The following is an 18,073-nucleotide window of genomic DNA, read 5'->3' as shown; positions in this document are numbered from 1 at the left end:
GTGGATCGTTAATAGTCATCGGACGACGCATCACCATTCGTCCAACCACCCGGCGGCTTACGGCGATATCCCATACGCCGCCGATATCCGGTTGCTTTATGAATCGTCCACCGCCTTTCCCCGTCGTATGAAGCATTCGATCGAGACAAACATTCCGATTCCAATCGTCAGAAGCGCGCCGACCACGGCGAAGATCAGACCGATCAGATGGGAACGGTCACCGGTCATCGGTAACACCGGCACGGGCTGAGAGACCGCTAGGCTGTAAGTGACCCATCCCGCCTCGTTGTTATCATTCAGCTCACTTGGATGATCGTCGGCGGTGATCCTGGCTTCGCCTTGCGTCAAACCTTCGGGAATATTGAACGACCATCGTCCATCGGCGCCAACCGTCACGCTTTCCGTGGCATTGCTGGGCCAAGTGACGGTGACCTTTGCTCCCGTATCGGCCGTGAGCCCGGTCTTCAAGTGACGGGCCGTACCACTGACCGTGCCCTTGGCCGGTTTGGAATCGACGGCCAACTGGGTCGAGGTCATGTCGAGCGTGGCATAGACACCGGCCGATCTGACCTTCGAATTGTCTTCGGGATTGGTGACCTGCGCGGTGAATATATAGGTGTCGCCCTGAGCGACCTCGTCAAGGAAGAACGAAGGATCGATCTCGCAGCTCCAGTTCTGCTCGCCAGCAGAGGCCAAGGTCATCGAGCAACCAGTGACGGGCTTCTCGACACCTGTCGTCGCCCCGCCCGCTGAAACGGTGTGTGTCGCGTACAGGGTCAGATTCTGCCCGGCTGTGGCAGGCGCCGCCGTGCCGGATATATGCACCTTGCTGCCTGTCGGCAGTTCGCCGTTGCTGGTGCGCTTGGTGTGCGGCACCGTAATCGCAGCCGAATCGATGGTCGACGGCGCAAATTTCAATGTGCGAATGTTGGAGAAGGGAGAGGTCAGCTCGTAGCCGGAAGCGAGTTCGGTCTGCCAGGCGTGATAGCGCTGGCTGCCTTCAACAATGGTGTTGTCGTTGTCGACGACTGACCAAGTGCCGTCCTCACCGACGATGGCGGTACCCACCAGTCGCCCTCTGGTATCCGCGTTGTCGACATCGTTCGCATCAATCGGCTTCTGAGTGTCTTCGGCATACAACGAGACCTTGTGGCCCGGCGTACCGGTGCCGGTGATGGTGGGGTGCTTGACGACGATGGCGTTCTCGGCAGGGGTATCGATAACGGGGGCCACGGGCTTGGGTAGCGAGTACTTGTAATAGGCGGTGTCGATGGTCCAGCCCTTGTCAACCAAAGCGTTGATCTGATCCTGCGACATGGTCTTGGTCACGCCGGCCTCGTTGCCACCGGACAGCGGGTTATAGGTGTCGCGCATGGCACCGGGGGCCACGCACTGGGCGTCGTTACCGTCTTTGTCGGTGGTGACCGGCCAGGTTACCAGCTTGAAATACCCATCAAGCCCCTGGTCGTCCTTGGCCTTGGCAAAGTCGATGGCACCTGTTGCCTCTTGAGCCGGACTCAAGGAACCTCCTGGCCCCTGCTTGCCCATCAGCTCCGGGTTGGAACGCAGCAGCGTCTTCGGCAGATTCACCGCGGCCTTCGCAGTGGCCTGCCCGTTGGCACTCGAGGCACCGGAACGCTGCTGCTGCTGACCGGTGACCAGTTGAGCCTGGGGCGTCAGGTCATCGACCGGTACCCAGTCCTTGCCACCCTTGAGCGCCAGCCACTGGAAGTAGAACGAAGTGTTCAGGGAGCAGGGATTGTTGTTATCCGCAGGATTGGCCCAGAACACGAAGAACGAGTTAGGCGGCGCAAGCCCCTCGCGCCATAACGGCACGGACAAACCAGTAAGGTTCAGGCCATAGTCGGTGACCAGTCCCCAGTTGGCCTGATTGCCGCTCCACAACGCCGGGCTGCCGTCCCAGCCGATAAACGAGATGGGGCCATTGCATTGCGACGGGTCATTGCCCGAGCAGCTGCCCTTGTAGACGTAGGCGGGGTTATTCTTTGCCACGTTGGTCAGGAAATCGCTTTCCTGTCGGCTGGCCGCGTTGTTCGGAGTGCCCGGCCACTCCCACTTGCCGTTGCCGGTGTTGTGCTTCTGGACCACGGCGTACACGTATTGGTCCATCTTGACACCGCCGAGAACCTTCGGGTCCACATCGTTGGGATAGTTGATGTCACATTCCACGGAGATGTTCAGAAAGTCATAGACGCCCGAGGTGATGATGGAATGGATGGTATAGACCTGGGCGTTGTTGTAGGCCCACAGGATGGCGCCGAACATACCGGCCTTGCCTGGGCTCAGGGTGTCGATGTAGTTAATGGGGGTGGTGCCGCCGGTGGCATCCGCCCCGAAATCGAAATACAGGCGCAACCCGCAGCTACGGTTCTTGGCCTCTGCGCTGCTCACCGCCGTCGCGCACTGCTGGGGGTTGGCCGGATCGACCTGGTTATGCGCCACGCGCAGCACGAAGTCCATGCGCAGCTCGTCGCCGTAGGTGTCGATGCGGTTGTTGTTGGCCAGCATCTGGAAAAGCTTCGGCGTGTAGTCGACGGACTCCCCCGCCTGCGCGGACACTTCGCCAGCGTTGGCGACGGCATTGAGCTGCGAAACGGATGAATCAGATGACGCGGGCGGCACGATGACCAAGCTGACAAGAGCGAAGCAGATGGCGGCCAAGGCACACAATGCCGAACCCCACCATGTTCTTCGTATCCTGCCTTGTACCATGCATCCACCTTGAAATCGAAATGTCCATGCGCAACCATCGCGCATATTTGAATTACATTTTCATATTAGTGCAGTAATACATCAATAGTCCAATCCGAATTGCCTATGAGCGCAAAACGAACAGTTATTTTCGCCATATGGAAACCGGTGTACCAACAAGGAAATCAAGCCTGTCGGGCTACTCCCCCTTGGGTTCAGCGATTCTATATCCGCCCACTTGCATGACGAATCGGCCAATGCCGGCGATGGCGGATGAGCATTAAAATTATCCCAACAGCGATAATCGTCAATGCCGTAATCGTTCCCCACAGCAAACCGTCACCCACGGAATCCTCCGGATAGGGAATGTCTTTGGGAATTGCCCGACGCTCGGCCGTCAACACCAGCCTCTGCGTGTTGACCCCATACGGCGTACAGGTCATCAACGTCACCAGATCCTTGCCTTGACGCACCTTGTAGAGATGGACATCATCGGGATCCACCACGTGAATGGCCGTGACCCGATAGCCGATGGTACGTCCCAAGGAATCGATATAGATGACATCGCCTTTTCTGAGCTGATCCAGCCTGGTGAACAACGTTTCATAGGGCCTGCCGCGATGCCCGGTCAATACGGCATTGGTCGATTTGCCGCCCACCGGCAGACTCGTCCCGTAAAGATGGCCCACACCTTTGTCAAGCACCTCGTCGGAGGTGCCATGGTAAATCGGCAGTTTCAAGGAGATCTTCGGAATATGGATGACCGCCATCACCCCGCCACCGGAGTTCAGCAACATCTGATAGGTCGTGTCTTTTTGCGAGCTCGTCAAGACTTTCTTGCCGCCTGCGGAGTTCTTGGTGGATTGCGCGAACGGATCGCTGTATTCTCCCAGCGAATGCTGCCCGGATGACGCTATGGATGCGTTGTATCGTTGCGCTGCATGGTATTCCTCCACGACTTTGCCCTGCGGCCACTTGCGGACACGATTCATGGCGGCGACGGCCGCGGCCTCCTGCCGGCGCGCATTGACGTATTGATTGGCCGGCAGCCAAAGCGCAAGAGCAACGGCGGCCACCACGAAAAAAGCCGCCAAAGCCTTCATGGCGTTGATGATCATGCGCTTTCGACGGATGAAGGCAGCATGGTCCAATCCTTCATGAACGATTTCGAGGAACGGCCGAGGAGTCTTTCCGACATATCCGCCATTACCATGCGGTTCACTGCCGGAAGGAGATGAAACAGACTCCGTGACGCCATAGTGGCCATGAGAGCGTTGCGCCCGTGCAATGGGTCGGTGACCTTGTCCGCTTCCGTGCGCTTCGTCAGTATCCATATCTCTTACGCTACACGTTTCAGAGACACCGCGTCGACCCACACCGCTTTACATACGCGAAAAGCCCCCGCAAAAGCGGAGGCTTGACAGTTTCGAACGCAGATGCTCAGGCGTTCACAGGAGCGTTAACGTCCTTGGGCAGTGCACCCTTGGCCTGGTCGACGATGGTCTTGAACGTGTCCGGATCGGAAACGGCCAGCTCGGCCAGAGCGCGACGGTCAAGTTCGATGCCCGCGAGCTTCAGACCCTGCATGAAGCGGTTGTAGGTGATGCCCTGGGCGCGGACGGCAGCGTTGATACGCTGGATCCACAGCTTGCGGAAATCACCCTTACGCGCCTTGCGGTCGCGGAAGTTGTAGTTAAATGAATGGAGCAGCTGCTCTTTCGCGCGACGATACGAACGGGAGCGCTGACCACGATAGCCCGAAGCCCTCTTTAAGACGACGCGACGCTTCTTATGAGCGTTCACTGCGCGCTTGACACGTGCCATATTGTTTCCTCTAGCTTTCTATTAAACCTTGTATACCCTATAAACCGAGCCGATTCAGCGACCGAGCAGCTTTCGCATGTTCTTGCTCTGAGCCGTGGCCAGCACCTGGTCGCGGGAGAGGTTGCGGCGCTTGCGCGCGGACTTGTGCTCAAGGTTGTGGCGCATCGAGGTGCCAGCCTGCATGAGCTTGCCCGTACCGGTGACGCGGACGCGCTTTTTCGCGGCGGAATTGGTTTTCATCTTCGGCATTGCTGCCCTCCTATTTTCCTTCGGAAATCGAATTCATTCTTCGATGTCCTGTGCCTGCTGACGTGTGAATCGACAGACACAAAAATCTTGTTGTTACTTTTTTGCCCTGGGCATCGGCTTGGCCGGTTTTGCGGGCTTGGCTGAAGTTGCGGACTTTGCCTTGCCGCTTTTCGGCGCAACCGATTTGACGGCTTTCGCAGACGCAGTCGATTTAGCAGGCATTTCGCTCTTGCCGGCCTTGACTGTCGGCTTTGCAGCAGAAGCTTTGGCGGGCTTTTCTCCAGCATCCGTCTGCGCCCCTTTGATCTCGTTGACCGCAGCCTTCGCCTTACCGGCCTCCTGCGCCTTTTCCTTCTCTTTGGCGGCAAGACGAGCTTTCTGGCGGGCCTGGCGATCGGCACGGGTATCGGCGCCACGACGACGCTGCTCGGACTGGGCGTGCACTTTCTTGCCCTTGGGAGCCAACGTCATGAAGATGTTGCGCCCTTCGTGCTTCGGGTAGAACTCGATGGTGCCGTATTCGGAGACCTCATCGGCCAGACGCTGCAAAAGCTCCACCCCGCCAATCGGACGGGACTGCTCGCGACCGCGCAGCATGATGGTGACCTTGACCTTGTCGCCGCCAGAAAGGAAGCGGATGACATGGCCCTTCTTGGTCTCAAAATCATGTTCGTCTATCTTCAAGCGGAAACGAATTTCCTTGATCTCGGCCGCACTCTGATTACGACGTGCCTCACGCTGCTTGATCTTCTCGTTGTACTTGTACTTGCCATAGTCGATGAGCTTGGCCACCGGAGGATCTGCGTTCGGCGCCACTTCAACCAAATCGAGATTGGCTTCCTTGGCCAGATTCAATGCGACTGAGGTCGCGATGACACCGACCTGCTCGCTGTTCGGGCCGATCAGGCGTACCTTGGAAACGCGTATCTCGTCGTTAATGCGTGGTTCTGCGCTGATGATGAACTCCAATCCTTGCTACTGCTGAATGCACCGCCGTCGAAAACAAATACCGAATCAACTCGGCAATAATCGCAACAAAGATTCAAAACACAAGCATCAAACTCAATCAATACCGTAGAAAGCCACGGCAAATACCGCACTTTCGATTCCCTGCCAAAGCAAGGAATGCCTTGAACCCGAAGCTACGAAAAGCTTCCAGGTGGGGCGCACCCACTTTCTTGATTTCTCAAGCCGAGTATTAAGTATACCCCATCTGCGGACAATCGAAACACTTCACAGAAATGTACAGGCCACGTCTATCATAAATGTGATGTCCATCACATATTACAAGGAGAAGATATGCGAGCAGTTCGCTATTACGGTAAAGAACATATCCAGCTTGACGACATTCCTGAACCGGACCTGAAACCGGGAACAATCAAGATCAAACCCGCCTACACCGGCATCTGCGGATCCGACCTGCACCTTTACTTCGACGGTCCTGAAAGCGGCGGCATCAACCCCGACGTCGCGCATCCCCTCTCGGGCGAGAAGCTTCCCATGGGTTTCGGCCATGAGTTCTCTGGTGTCGTAGAGGAAATCGCGGATGATGTCGACACACCTGTCAAAGTCGGCGACCCCGTCGTGGTCGAGCCGCTTATGGTGTGCGGCGAATGCAGTGCCTGCAAGTCCGGCAACTACAACGCATGCGAGAAGATGGGCTTCATCGGCATCAATGGCAAGGGCGGCGGTCTGAGCGAACACATCGTGGTCGAATCCCGCTGGGTACATGCCATCGGCGATCTGCCCCTTGACCAGGCGGCGCTCATCGAACCCATGTCGGTGGCCTATCATGCGGTCCGTCGCACCGATCCCCAGCCAGGCCAGACGGCCGTGGTCGGCGGCGCCGGTCCTATCGGCCTGCTGATCGGCACCGTGCTCAAGGCCAAGGGAGTCCGGGTCATCATGTCCGAGCTTTCCAACGTCCGCAAGGAAAAGGCGCTGAGCTCCGGAGCGGCGGACATCGTCGTCGATCCAAGCAAAGAGGACCTCGGAAAACGAGCATACAAAGAGACCAATGGCGACGGAGCGGATATCGCGTTCGACGCGGCCGGATCCGAAATCGTCGTCCATCAGCTCCTTTCCGCGCTCCATCCGGAGGGAAGGCTGGAAATCGTGGCATTGCACGCCAAGCCTGTCACACTTGACGTCCTGTCCGAGCTCATCTTGCCCGAAAAGCTCGTCGGTGCTTCCATCGGTTATGCCCATGACCATGAAGAGGTCATCAAGCTGGTCCACGACAAGCACATCGACCTCTCGCAATTCATCACCGACCGGATCAAGGTCGACGATATCGTGGAGAAGGGATTCAAGGCGCTGCGCAACGACGCCGAACACCACGTCAAAATCATCGTCCAAATGTGATTGCCGATAGGCCATTGAAATGAAAAGTGACGGGCAACCGAGTCGAAGCTGCCCGTCACTTTTCATTGCTTTACTCAGAGACATCAAAATTGGCGTATTCCAGCTCTTTCGACGCACCGCCGTCTTCCGTCTGCACTTGGCCGGTGGGGTGGAAACCAATGTGACGGTAAAAGCCCTGCGCCTTATCGTTGAATTCCAGCACCCAGAGCACCACACGTTTGGTGGGCAACGCGTCGAAAACAGCCTGTGCCAGCTTGCGCCCGATTCCGAGGCCCTGGCAACGGTTAAGGACATATATTGCGCCCAATTCCGCGCAATTGGGATAGTCGCTGGGTTCGCGGGCAGGATTAGCGAATTCGGCGTAACCGACCACCTCATCGTCCACCAGCGCTACGAACACGCTCGCCGGGTCATGGCGCTTGGTGACTTCAAAGGCAAACTCCGGCGTGATCTTGTCGACCAGCCATTGCGGCAATTTGCCCTGATAGGTCTCGTGCCAGGTCTGCGAGTGCACTCGGGCCTTGGCCTCGAAATCGGCCGGCGTGATATGGCGCACGACGATGGAAAGCTCACTTGTAGTCGGCATAATCGTTTCCTTCCTTGGAAACCACGCCCCGTCAATCGACGCATCGCAACGACGGAACGAATATGCCCGCCCCACACAATTTGCGAAACGGGCCTCGGACCTACTTGTTGATCACGGCTTCGATATTGTTGCCGTCGGGATCGTGAACGAAGGCCGCGTAATAGTTCGGGCCATAATTCGGACGCGGGCCGGGCGCGCCGTTGTCGCTGCCACCGGCCTTGAGACCGGCTTCGTAAAACGCCTTCACCGCTTCCTCATCCTGCGCCGCGAACGCGAGATGAATCGGCGACGGGGTCGTGCCTTCCTTCGCGGCTTCGATCCAGACGCTGTCGCCATCCTTACCGTCCGAGAACATCACGGCTCCGGGGAATTCGGCACCTTGAACATAGCCGAGAGGCGCCAACACCGCCTGATAAAAAGCCTTTTCGGTATCAAAATTGAGTGTGTACACACCGATATGGTTGATCATAATCATTCCCTTCAGCTCGGGACGGCTCGCATTTTTTAAGGTCTGCAAAAATGCGAGCCGAAAACAAACATTGTTCACAGCATAATAGCATCATTGCAACGATTTTGAGACATTTCCAAAATCGTCAACGTTTATTTTGCTCGCATTTTTCCAAACGCCCTAAAAATGCGAGCCGCCGACGCATGTAAAATTTTATTTATGACCCTTTCTCATCCATGTTTCGTTTTCGCCGCCGGAACCTACTACGGCAACGAGCCGACGGCCGAGAAAATGCCGACGAATGCTTTTGTCATCACCGCCGACGGCGGACTTGACCACGCCATCGCTTCGGGCATCAGACCCGATCTGGCCATCGGCGATTTCGATTCGGCAAAAGCAGGAATCCCGCAAGGTGTCGAAACCATCGCGCTGCCGCCGGAACATGACGATCCGGACATGCTTTCAGCGCTGAAAGCCGGGTGGTCGCGCGGATACAGGGACTTCCGCATTTACGGCGGACTGGGCGGAAGGATCGATCATAGCGTCGCCAACATCCAGATGCTTGCCTTGCTGGCCCACAACGGCGGTATCGGACTACTCTACGGCGAGCACAGCGTGGTCACGGCCATTTGCAACGGATCGATTCACTTTTCCGCCGACGCCTTGAGTCTTGACAGCAACGCTGCCGACGCAATGGGGCAAACCCATCGCGATATACGAAACGTCCCGGGCTACGAAGCCAAAACCGGCAGCGAGACATGCAAGAACCCATCGAGTCCCAGATCTTATCCCGATACTCGAACCGTCTCGGAAACCATGGCCAAGATCGACAGCGAAACGTGCGGCAACCCCGGCGATGGCGCCGATACCGATCCCACCAACCGCATGGTTTCGGTTTTCTCCCACGCCGATATCTCGCGAGGGGTCACCGAAACGGGACTCAAGTACGAACTGGAAAACGGCACGATGCGCAGCGACACCGTGATCGGGGTGAGCAACGAACTGCTCGACGGGCATCCAGCCTCAATCAGCGTGGCCGACGGCACACTGATCATCACTTTCCCCATCGGTACGACAATCGACGTACTCACCACTACCGTCACACCGGTCGAAGATCTTGGCCCTCTGGCAGACCAGCCCTCGAAGCTTCTGGCAAGATCCGCCGACAAATGGGATTGACCACGACAAGCGTCCACAACACGCAACTCTGATCGCATCATTCAATCGGACTGGAGGTTTTGCGACGCAAACACGACTATCAGCGTCGTGAAACCTCCAGCACTCGGCGATAACGGAGCTTCCACGACGCAAACGCCGCAGACAACGTCGCAAAACCTCCAACATCGAGACAAAATGGCACTTCCACGACGCAAACGCCGCTCTTAGCGTCGCAAAACCTCCAGTAGGCACTGACAGGCATTGGCAAAACGAACCCACGGCCATAGAATCGAATCAGCATCAACCCCATCGCTTCGAAAGGACCCATGATGACCGACGCCAAAACAACTGCCCCGACACCTGACCCTGCCCAGCAGGACGGCAAGGTGCTCTTCGTGTGCTACAACCACTGCACCACCTGTGCCAAAGCGCGCCGATGGCTGGGCGAAAACAACATCGACTTCACCGAACGCGACATCAAAGGCGACAACCCCACCGCCGCCGAACTCAAGCGATGGTGGAAGGCGAGCGGTCTGCCGCTGAAGCGTTTCTTCAATACTTCAGGCATGCCCTACCGCGAAATGAAACTCAAGACCAAACTACCCGAAATGAGCGAGGATGAGCAGCTGAAACTCCTTGCAACCAATGGCATGTTGGTCAAGCGTCCGATTGTTGTGAACGCTAACAAAATTTTGGTGGGTTTTGACCCGGAAACATGGGAAAACACCTTTTCTGGTAGAGGAGACACGTTAAAATAACAACTGTTGGTAAATATACAGCTTAGGGCGCGAGCCCGCGTTCCCAAGTTGTTTCCGTTAGGGAGAATTACATGACAGTAAAGATTGGTATTAACGGTTTTGGCCGTATCGGACGTCTTGCGTTCCGTCGCATTTTCGAACTTCAGGCCCGCGGCGGCGAGGCCAGTGACATCGAGGTCGCAGCAATCAATGATCTGACGACTCCGGCGATGCTCGCTTACCTGCTCAAGTACGACAGCGTTCACGGCACGTTCCGTCACGATGACGGCACCCCGGTCAAGGTCGAGTCCACCGATGACGCGATCGTGGTCGACGGCAAGGAATACAAGGTCTATGCCGAGAAGGACGCCCGCAACATTCCGTGGGTGAAGAACGACGGCGTCGAGTTCGTGCTCGAGTGCACCGGCTTCTACACCTCCGCCGCCAAGAGCCAGGCTCACCTGGACGCCGGCGCCAAGAAGGTCCTCATCTCCGCTCCGGCCAAGGATGACACCACCCCGACCGTCGTCTTCGGTGTCAACCAGGAGATCCTCAAGCCCAGCGACAACATCGTTTCCGCCGGCTCCTGCACCACGAACTCCTTCGCGGCGCTCGTCAAGCTCCTTGACGACAACTTCGGCATCAAGGTCGGCTTCATGACCACCGTGCACGCCTACACCGGCAGCCAGATGCTGCTTGACGGCCCTCGTGGCTCCAAGCCGCGCAACAACCGCGCCGCCGCCGTCAACACCATCGAGCACTCCACCGGCGCCGCCAAGGCGATCGGCAAGGTCGTTCCTTCGGTCAACGGCAAGCTGCAGGGCCACGCTCAGCGCGTGCAGATCCCTGACGGCTCCTTCACCGAGCTCTTCACCGTGCTCAACAAGGAAGTCTCCGCCGACGAGATCAACGCCGCTGCCAAGAAGGCCTTCGAGGACAACGAGACCTTCGGCTACAACGCTGACAACATCGTCACCTCCGACATCATCGACGACACCCACGGCGGCGTCTTCGATCCCACCCAGACCGATGTCAACACCATCGACGGCACCACGCTGGCCCGCACTGTCGCCTTCTACGACAACGAGTACGGCTTCACCTGCAACATGATCCGCACCCTGCTCTACTTCGCTGAGATCAGCAAGTGAGCACATCGCGGTAGGCAGCAGCCTATCAGCTAGATAGCATATCGATGATGGCCTCCTTCCCTTTATCGGGATGGAGGCCATCATCATATTGCAGCCCGATCGTACAGATTTCTGCCATATTTAAGCTGTCGAGCAATCATCAATGGTCCATTTGTGGCGCAATCGTCAGTTTCCGCCACATTTAGACCGTTGACGATGACTCAGCGGCTTGAATATGGCGCAATCTTTCACACCGATAAGAACACACACACTTCGCCTGATGCAGGCATTGCCACTCCAGCACCCGCCAATGCCTGCACACTTCGACCTAGGGATGGTACAACTGAAAACATGAGCAAGAAACATAAGAAAGCGGCAGGAACGGCCTCCACCCCGGCGACACGGGAACTGAGTGAGGCGGGCATCCCCTTCAAAATCTATGAGTATGAGCATTCCTCCGACCATATGGACGAAGGCTACGGGCTTGAAGGCGCTGAAAAACTCGGCATCGATCCGCATCGTTCGTTCAAGACGCTGATGGCCGATACCGGTTCCGAACGCGTCATCGGCGTGGTACCCGTGAGCGGGCATCTGGATATGAAATACCTTGCGGCCGCGGTCGGAGCCAAAAAGGCAGCCATGGCCGACCCTAAAGTGGCACAACGCGAAAGCGGCTATGTGGTCGGCGGCATCTCGCCGTTGGGGCAACGCACCAAACACAAGACGGTTCTGGACAAAAGCGCCATGCAATTCGATGAGATCATCATTTCCGGCGGCAAACGCGGCTTCAGCGTCGGCCTTAACCCGAACGATCTGGTGAAAGTGCTCGGCGCCTCCGTCGCTGCAATCGGTACTTGGTAAAGTAGGCTCGCCAAATCCAGGGACTCAAAAAGAACCTTCTGATTCTCAATGTCGTAAAAATAGCCATCTTGGTGCACCAAGAAGCCCGTATTAGCCACTTTGGGCAGGCAATCTTCGTTTTTCGGCCTTCTTGGTGCACCAAGAGGCCGTTTTTATTCGAAATCGAGGCTCATTCTTCATATTTTGGCCCTCTTGGTGCACCAAGAAGCCGTTTTTACCCGGAATTGAGGCTCATTCTTCGTTTTTTGGCCTTCTTGGTGCACCAAGAGCTCTAAAAAAGGCAAAATCTGGATAACGACATGTTCGTTTGGTCTGCAGCGCCGCAGAATCAGACAGAGTGTCATATTAGAATAGTGAACGGTAACAATTACGTTTCTATAACAGGAGTTGATATGACTTCAACGACACTGCCCCTCCGCTCGGGCCAACAATTCACCATTTCGCACGGAGACTACACGGCCGTAGTCACCGAACTCGGTGCGACGCTGCGCAAGCTCACCTACCGCGGCAAGGATATGATCGCCTCGTGGGACCCGGATAAGACGGTGCCATGCTCCAACGGGCAACTGCTCGTCCCCTTCCCCAACCGCATCGAGGACGGCGTGTACACCTTTGAAGGCAGGACCTACGAACTGCCGATCGACGAACACGAAAAGCACAACGCCATCCACGGCTACGGCTACCGCGTCTTCTGGAATCTGGAGAGCCTGAAAGAGGACCGCGTGGCGCTGACCTGGCGCACCGGCAACATGAAGGGCTATCCTTTCGACCTTCTGGTTCGCGCCGTCTTCAGCTTGAGCGATGACGGACTTACCCTCACCCTCTCCGCCACTAACAACGACAACGTCAACGCGCCATGGGCCTTGGCCATCCATCCGTGGATCGCCAACGGCTTCAATGGCTACGGCGACGAGATCGACGGCCAGAACGCCCAGTGTAAAGTCACCATTCCGGCTCGCACGCATGTCACCGTCAATGAACGTCTGCTGCCAACCGGCACCGAGCCCGTGCGCGGCAAGTACGACCTGCGCAAGCCCACTGCCCTGACCGAACAGCCCTTCGACGACGCGTGGACCGATGTGGAGCGCGACGCCGACGGCAACGTCTTCGCCACACTGACACGCCCGGACGGACTGAGCGTGCACGTCGGTGGCGACAAGACCATCACCTCCTTCCAGATGTGCACCGGCACCGGCTTCGCGCCGGATAGCCACCCGGCCGGCGTCGCCATCGAACCGCAGACCGCGTATGCCAACGCGTTCAACAGCGGCAAGGACCTGATCATCGTGGCTCCGGGCGAGACCAGCACGACCAACCTCTATTTCATGGCCGAAATGCACTGAGAACAAGCCAGTCTGATGCTTTCGAAAGACCATCTCATACTGCGATAAAGTGGTCAATACTCCTCTTAAGTGGTCACTTCCTACGATGAAAATGACCACTTAAAGATAGTATTGACCACTTTGTTACATGAAAAGGCCGATGAGAGGACGAATCCGGATAAATCGACCGAAACCAAGTGACATTGTATGAAGTCGCAACAACGTGCGATAATACCTAAGGCTTATTCATTGAACGTAAAGGAGTCCATCATGGGAATGCGCGGACGTAAGCGTAAGGATCGCCGCAAGAAGGCGGCCAACCACGGCAAAAGGCCAAATGCCTGAGTCGTGTACAATACGTGAATTCACTAAACGCTCCGCAGCAATTGCGGGGCGTTTCCCATATATCGGCCATGAAAACGCATGCGCCAAAACGAACAAACCACAAACAGAACCTATCGGCCATTTCGCAGTGTTTAGGATTGTACCATGCTCATTGTCGAGCAGTTGCCACTCATAAATCTGATCGGCACCATCCTCAGCAAAGAGATTCACAGGTATACGGCAAATCTCGCTCGGCGTCCTGCCCAATCCCCTCACTGAACTCATTGAGAACAGCTCTCAGACGATTCTCCCTCGCCAAAATAAAAGTTCCCGCAAGGCCGGACCCCGGTTTTCAACACCATATTCTGGTTGATGACCCTACAATCGACAATAGATGAATGAGCTATAAACGAATCAGAACCGTTGCATCGCCGCCGACGAAAAACCATACACTACAACGTGCACGCGAAAACCATTCAAATCGTTTACACCAATTAATCTATTCGGAAGCGACGTCATTGCCGCAGGACTCCTCGAGGCAGCAACGATCAAGTGTCGCCTGGAGCTTGGCAAACAGACATTCCGGAGCAACAGCCGGTCGCAAAAGCTCACGCAATTCGGCGATCAGGACTTTCTCTCGCGCGTCGCAACAGGATTCCGGATTGAAGCATTCGTCATCAGGAAGGCGGTTCTCAGAATCATAACGGGAGACTTCGATGTCGGTACGCATGACACCGTCGGAATGCTGGCTTCTCACCACCACTCGACTGGTGCGCTTGATTCGTCCGTCCATCGATATTTCCCTTCCGTGACTTCTAATTGACTATTATTGCTCATTTTGGCTATTTTGGGGTTCGCGGATAGTGAAGATACGGTTCTCTTCTATTTCTCCGCCTGTTGTGCCACCCCCGAATTCTGCGCGGCAACCTGCTTTTGGGCCTCTTGTGCGGATTTTTCCGACGCATCCTTGCCGTAACCGCGCTGGCGGGCATAGTCGGTCAGCTCCTTTTTCAGCTGAGAGCGTGCGCGATTGAGCCGGCTCATCACGGTTCCTATCTTGATGCCCTGTTCGGCGGCGACCTGCTTGTATGATTTGCCGTCAATAGCAGTGTCGATGAACACCTGCCGGCGTTCGGGCGAAAGCGAATCCAGCGCCTGCATGATTTCAGCGGGCGCGAAACCGTCCAGATACTCCTGCTCGGCGGATTTCAGCCCTTCCGAAGAATGGTCCGAGGCGGAATAGATGTCCCAGTCGTCGTACTCCCCCGTTGAATCGTTGGCACGCTGGGGGCGGCGCTTGGCTTTGGCATACTGGTTGAAGTAGGCGTTGCGCTCGATGGTGGTCATCCACGCCTCGAAGTTGCTGCCGGGGCGGAAACTGTCGAACGCCTTGAACGCACGCTCGTAGGCGTCCTGCACCAAATCCTGAGCATCCTCGGTGTTGTTCGTAAGCTTCATCGCCTGACGATACAGCACGTTGACGGCAGGCATCGCCAGCGTTTCGAAACGCGCACGCTTCTGGGCGGTCGTCTCGCGCTTCTGCTGCTTGGGCTGTGCCTGGTCGGTTTGTGTCACGTTACCATTCTACGCATCGCCGGTGCCGCGGCCGACACGCGCCTTTGCCACTGTTTATTATGACATCGACAACATGCCTATACGGTTTTATCGACAATATGGGACCCGAAGGCCGATACCGAACGCCGGCATATATTGCCGATCCGGACAAGAAAGAGCCATCGGCCAGGGATCGACATCCCTCGATATAAAGGTAATACAATGTCGGAATCGCAACGCACAATATGGATATGACACCAATCAAGAACAATACCGACACGGACATTGCGGCAACCATGCTCGACGCCATAGCACAGGTCCCTGAGCAGGATGATGACACGACATTGAAAGAGGCGTGGCTGCTTGGTTTCGATACGGAGACCACCGGCACCGGTTCCACCGATGCGATCGTCTCGGCCTCGCTGGTTTTACGCGACCCGACAAGGGGCTATGAAGGCGATGTCGTGGCGGAATGGGTCATCAATCCTCATCGTCACATCAGCGCGGGTGCCAGCCGGGTCAATGGGTTCACCGACGAATTCCTCGAGGCCAACGGTGCACAACCGGCCGACGCCATCGCCGCCATCGGCTCCATCGTCACCGCCGCCCAGACCAAGCACATCCCGCTGCTGGCCTACAACGCGCCTTTCGACGTGCGGATGCTGGCCGGAGACCTCAAACGCTGGAACCTCAAAGCGTTGCCGGACGAGCTTTTGGTGGTCGACCCGTTGGTCATCGACCGGGAGATCTCGCACCGTCACGGCAAACGTACGCTGACCTACACCACCGAATACTACGGAGTCGAGCCACACGGCGATTTCCACGACGCGACCGCCGACACCACCGCAGCCGTGGACCTCATCAGGCCGATGTCCACGCTCTACCCGCAGGTCGGCAACTTGAGGCTCGGCGACCTGATGGACTGGCAACGGCAGGCCCACAAGAAGTGGAAGGACTCGTTCAACTTGTGGATGGAGTCGCGCGGTCGTCGTCCCATCACCGACAGCTGGCTCTGAACCGGTTGCCATATGGTCTCGGCAGCCCCGCGCCGAGGAGGTCCTGACAACAAGACGGCGACCACGAACCAGCCGTGATGTGTAAGTTCCATTCGATTGTGCCGGGCATCCCCTGTTTTCGCGCGCCCGATGCGCTAACCTTATGGACGGCAAGAAAGGTTTGATATGGCTCTGAGTGTGGCGACTGCGGTTGAATTGCTCGACAAGCATCATCTCCTCCGCGAAATCATCCAAGGCAAGACATGGTCGCGCGACCCTGCCCGGTTTGCCGGCACCGACGACGCCTTCACCTCGATCACCTACGACACCCGACAAGTACAGGCCGGGACGCTCTTATGCTGCAAGGGCCGTTTCAAGGCCGAGTATCTTTCCGGCTGCGACGAACAAGGGCTCAAGGCCTACGTCTCAGAGACGGATTTCAGCGCGCAATGCAACGCCGTCGGCATCATCGTGGGCGACATCCGCAAGGCGATGAGTCTGCTTTCCGCCGCTTTCTATGGACGGCCGCAGGACGAACTGACACTCATCGGCATCACGGGGACCAAGGGCAAGACGACCACCGCCTACTTCGTTCAGGCGATCTTGAACGCCGCCAGTGACGGAAAGACCGCCCTGTTTTCCTCGGTCGACAACTGCCTTGACGGCCATACCTATAAGGCTTCCGCGCTGACGACCCCGGAATCGATGGACGCGTTCAAGATGATGCGGCAGGCGGTCGACAACGGGATGCGATACTTGGTCATGGAGGTCTCGTCGCAGGCCTACAAAGTCAATCGCGTCTATGGACTGACCTTCGATGTCGGAGCCTTCCTGAACATCTCCCCCGACCACATCAGCCCCATCGAGCATCCCACATTCGAAGACTATCTCTATTGCAAACGCCAGATTACCGCCAACAGCAAGGCGCTGGTTTTGGGAGCGAACTGCGACCACGCCGACCTGATTGCTGAGGACGCCGCCGCAGACGACGTTCCGGTCACCACGTTTGCGCTGCATAGTGAGGATCAAGACCACGGCACCAAGGCGGATACCGTTGCCTGGCCCGCGGATAAGGACCACACGGCATTCCATATCGACATGGCGCAAGCCAGCGCAACCGATTCGCCAGACACGGCCGACACCTACAAGCTGCGCATGGACGGCGACTTCAACTATGCCAACGCCGCCGCCGCGCTTACCATCGCACGGCTCGCCGGCGTGGATCTCAATGACACCAAAATCTCGCACGCCCTCGAAAACGTGCGGATTTCAGGGCGAATGGAACAGTTCAAAGACTCGCGCGGGCCGAACGTCGCCATCGTCGATTACGCCCACAATTTCGCCAGCGTCTCCGCACTGATTGATTTTGCCATCGAACGCTACGGCGCCAACCAACCACGTATCACATTGGTCAGCGGCTCCGCAGGCGGCAAGGCCGTGGACCGCAGGCAGGAGATCATCGAGGCTGCGCAACACCGCGTCGACCGCATCATCATCACCACCGATGACCCGGACAAGGAGCGCGCGCAGGATATCTGCGAGACGATGCAGGCCGCCGTCACCGACCCCAACGTGGACGCCGACATCATCGTGGACCGGCAGAAAGCCGTCGAGACCGCCATCCACGAGGCGCAGGCACACGACGGCTTCGACGTCATCCTGATCGTCGGCAAAGGCGAGGAACAATGGCTTAAGGTGGACGGCAAGCACGCCCCCTACGAAGGCGATACTCATATCGTCACCAGGCTGTTCTCGTAAAGCGATGAAACCCGTGAAAACCAAGCGCGAAAATCCGATATACCCAATCCGACG

The 18,073-nt window shown here is 57.0% G+C and carries 16 protein-coding genes and 1 pseudogene; 8 read left to right on the top strand and 9 right to left on the bottom strand.

Annotation, left to right across the window (positions count from 1 at the left end; translation table 11 throughout):
- Window positions 1–96: 96 nt before the first annotated feature.
- The 5 genes and pseudogenes from OZX64_RS03220 to infC all read right to left on the bottom strand — a co-directional run.
- Window positions 97–2,733, bottom strand: a complete 2,637-nt coding sequence (locus tag OZX64_RS03220) for a hypothetical protein (RefSeq protein WP_277173812.1) — start codon at window positions 2,731–2,733, stop codon at window positions 97–99.
- 203 nt (window positions 2,734–2,936) lie between these two features.
- On the bottom strand, window positions 2,937–4,046 hold the full coding sequence (locus OZX64_RS03215) for a class C sortase (RefSeq protein WP_277173810.1): 1,110 nt from the start codon (window positions 4,044–4,046) through the stop codon (window positions 2,937–2,939).
- A gap of 106 nt (window positions 4,047–4,152) precedes the next feature.
- The gene (gene rplT / locus OZX64_RS03210) at window positions 4,153–4,536 is read right to left on the bottom strand and encodes a 50S ribosomal protein L20 (RefSeq protein ID WP_277173808.1); all 384 of its coding nucleotides are present in this window, start codon (window positions 4,534–4,536) and stop codon (window positions 4,153–4,155) included.
- A 54-nt stretch (window positions 4,537–4,590) separates the two neighbouring features.
- Entirely contained in the window at window positions 4,591–4,785 is a 195-nt protein-coding gene (rpmI, locus tag OZX64_RS03205) for a 50S ribosomal protein L35 (protein WP_277147283.1), read from the bottom strand.
- Window positions 4,786–5,091: 306 nt separating this feature from the next.
- Window positions 5,092–5,754: pseudogene (infC, locus tag OZX64_RS03200) on the bottom strand (translation initiation factor IF-3); the annotation flags it as partial.
- Between the two features lie 330 nt (window positions 5,755–6,084).
- Here infC and OZX64_RS03195 point away from each other — a divergent pair.
- Window positions 6,085–7,149 carry a 2,3-butanediol dehydrogenase gene (locus OZX64_RS03195; RefSeq protein WP_277173805.1) on the top strand — a complete coding sequence of 355 codons (1,065 nt, stop codon included), beginning with the start codon at window positions 6,085–6,087 and terminating at the stop codon, window positions 7,147–7,149.
- Window positions 7,150–7,219: 70 nt separating this feature from the next.
- Here the strand turns inward: OZX64_RS03195 and OZX64_RS03190 are convergent, their stop codons facing one another.
- Both OZX64_RS03190 and OZX64_RS03185 read right to left on the bottom strand, forming a co-directional pair.
- On the bottom strand, window positions 7,220–7,735 hold the full coding sequence (locus tag OZX64_RS03190) for a GNAT family N-acetyltransferase (protein WP_277173804.1): 516 nt from the start codon (window positions 7,733–7,735) through the stop codon (window positions 7,220–7,222).
- 100 nt (window positions 7,736–7,835) lie between these two features.
- Window positions 7,836–8,204 (bottom strand): VOC family protein, encoded by a 369-nt coding sequence (locus tag OZX64_RS03185; RefSeq protein ID WP_277173803.1) that lies wholly within the window; start codon window positions 8,202–8,204, stop codon window positions 7,836–7,838.
- Between the two features lie 198 nt (window positions 8,205–8,402).
- On the opposite strand from OZX64_RS03185, the gene OZX64_RS03180 reads away from it, so the two are divergent.
- The 5 genes from OZX64_RS03180 to OZX64_RS03160 all read left to right on the top strand — a co-directional run bounded on the left by OZX64_RS03180 (window position 8,403) and on the right by OZX64_RS03160 (window position 13,409).
- Window positions 8,403–9,362: a thiamine diphosphokinase gene (locus OZX64_RS03180; protein ID WP_277173801.1), complete on the top strand. Its 960-nt coding sequence runs from the start codon at window positions 8,403–8,405 to the stop codon at window positions 9,360–9,362.
- A gap of 365 nt (window positions 9,363–9,727) precedes the next feature.
- Entirely contained in the window at window positions 9,728–10,099 is a 372-nt protein-coding gene (locus OZX64_RS03175) for an arsenate reductase family protein (RefSeq protein WP_348519418.1), read from the top strand.
- Window positions 10,100–10,170: 71 nt separating this feature from the next.
- On the top strand, window positions 10,171–11,226 hold the full coding sequence (gene gap / locus OZX64_RS03170) for a type I glyceraldehyde-3-phosphate dehydrogenase (protein ID WP_277156109.1): 1,056 nt from the start codon (window positions 10,171–10,173) through the stop codon (window positions 11,224–11,226).
- A 330-nt stretch (window positions 11,227–11,556) separates the two neighbouring features.
- On the top strand, window positions 11,557–12,066 hold the full coding sequence (gene ybaK, locus OZX64_RS03165; RefSeq protein WP_277156110.1) for a Cys-tRNA(Pro) deacylase: 510 nt from the start codon (window positions 11,557–11,559) through the stop codon (window positions 12,064–12,066).
- Between the two features lie 392 nt (window positions 12,067–12,458).
- Window positions 12,459–13,409 (top strand): aldose 1-epimerase family protein, encoded by a 951-nt coding sequence (locus tag OZX64_RS03160; RefSeq protein ID WP_277173797.1) that lies wholly within the window; start codon window positions 12,459–12,461, stop codon window positions 13,407–13,409.
- An 802-nt stretch (window positions 13,410–14,211) separates the two neighbouring features.
- On the opposite strand, the gene OZX64_RS03155 is transcribed toward OZX64_RS03160, so the two are convergent.
- Window positions 14,212–14,505 carry a hypothetical protein gene (locus OZX64_RS03155; protein WP_277173796.1) on the bottom strand — a complete coding sequence of 98 codons (294 nt, stop codon included), beginning with the start codon at window positions 14,503–14,505 and terminating at the stop codon, window positions 14,212–14,214.
- Window positions 14,506–14,594: 89 nt separating this feature from the next.
- A complete protein-coding gene (locus OZX64_RS03150) occupies window positions 14,595–15,203 on the bottom strand; it encodes a sigma-70 family RNA polymerase sigma factor (protein WP_277174956.1) in 609 nt (202 codons plus the stop codon).
- Window positions 15,204–15,517: 314 nt separating this feature from the next.
- Between OZX64_RS03150 and OZX64_RS03145 the strand changes: the two genes are divergently transcribed.
- Together OZX64_RS03145 and OZX64_RS03140 are read left to right on the top strand one after the other, a co-directional pair.
- Window positions 15,518–16,282 carry an exonuclease domain-containing protein gene (locus tag OZX64_RS03145; RefSeq protein ID WP_277173793.1) on the top strand — a complete coding sequence of 255 codons (765 nt, stop codon included), beginning with the start codon at window positions 15,518–15,520 and terminating at the stop codon, window positions 16,280–16,282.
- 165 nt (window positions 16,283–16,447) lie between these two features.
- The gene (locus OZX64_RS03140; RefSeq protein WP_277173791.1) at window positions 16,448–18,019 is read left to right on the top strand and encodes a UDP-N-acetylmuramoyl-L-alanyl-D-glutamate--2,6-diaminopimelate ligase; all 1,572 of its coding nucleotides are present in this window, start codon (window positions 16,448–16,450) and stop codon (window positions 18,017–18,019) included.
- Window positions 18,020–18,073: the final 54 nt, after the last annotated feature.

It is taken from the genome of Bifidobacterium sp. ESL0704 (genome assembly GCF_029392075.1).
Taxonomy (GTDB): Bacteria; Actinomycetota; Actinomycetes; order Actinomycetales; family Bifidobacteriaceae; genus Bifidobacterium.
This window is presented reverse-complemented; position numbering and strand designations above follow the sequence as displayed.

Bases quoted from the DNA above. Each gene is read 5' to 3' on its own strand.
- rpmI (WP_277147283.1), bottom strand. From the start codon at position 4,785: ATGCCGAAGATGAAAACCAATTCCGCCGCGAAAAAGCGCGTCCGCGTC.
- OZX64_RS03150 (WP_277174956.1), bottom strand. From the start codon at position 15,203: ATGCCTGCCGTCAACGTGCTGTATCGTCAGGCGATGAAGCTTACGAAC.
- gap (WP_277156109.1), top strand. From the start codon at position 10,171: ATGACAGTAAAGATTGGTATTAACGGTTTTGGCCGTATCGGACGTCTT.
- OZX64_RS03155 (WP_277173796.1), bottom strand. From the start codon at position 14,505: ATGGACGGACGAATCAAGCGCACCAGTCGAGTGGTGGTGAGAAGCCAG.
- OZX64_RS03145 (WP_277173793.1), top strand. From the start codon at position 15,518: ATGACACCAATCAAGAACAATACCGACACGGACATTGCGGCAACCATG.
- rplT (WP_277173808.1), bottom strand. From the start codon at position 4,536: ATGGCACGTGTCAAGCGCGCAGTGAACGCTCATAAGAAGCGTCGCGTC.
- OZX64_RS03220 (WP_277173812.1), bottom strand. From the start codon at position 2,733: ATGGTACAAGGCAGGATACGAAGAACATGGTGGGGTTCGGCATTGTGT.
- OZX64_RS03185 (WP_277173803.1), bottom strand. From the start codon at position 8,204: ATGATCAACCATATCGGTGTGTACACACTCAATTTTGATACCGAAAAG.
- OZX64_RS03215 (WP_277173810.1), bottom strand. From the start codon at position 4,046: ATGGATACTGACGAAGCGCACGGAAGCGGACAAGGTCACCGACCCATT.
- OZX64_RS03180 (WP_277173801.1), top strand. From the start codon at position 8,403: ATGACCCTTTCTCATCCATGTTTCGTTTTCGCCGCCGGAACCTACTAC.
- OZX64_RS03140 (WP_277173791.1), top strand. From the start codon at position 16,448: ATGGCTCTGAGTGTGGCGACTGCGGTTGAATTGCTCGACAAGCATCAT.
- OZX64_RS03190 (WP_277173804.1), bottom strand. From the start codon at position 7,735: ATGCCGACTACAAGTGAGCTTTCCATCGTCGTGCGCCATATCACGCCG.
- OZX64_RS03160 (WP_277173797.1), top strand. From the start codon at position 12,459: ATGACTTCAACGACACTGCCCCTCCGCTCGGGCCAACAATTCACCATT.
- OZX64_RS03195 (WP_277173805.1), top strand. From the start codon at position 6,085: ATGCGAGCAGTTCGCTATTACGGTAAAGAACATATCCAGCTTGACGAC.
- ybaK (WP_277156110.1), top strand. From the start codon at position 11,557: ATGAGCAAGAAACATAAGAAAGCGGCAGGAACGGCCTCCACCCCGGCG.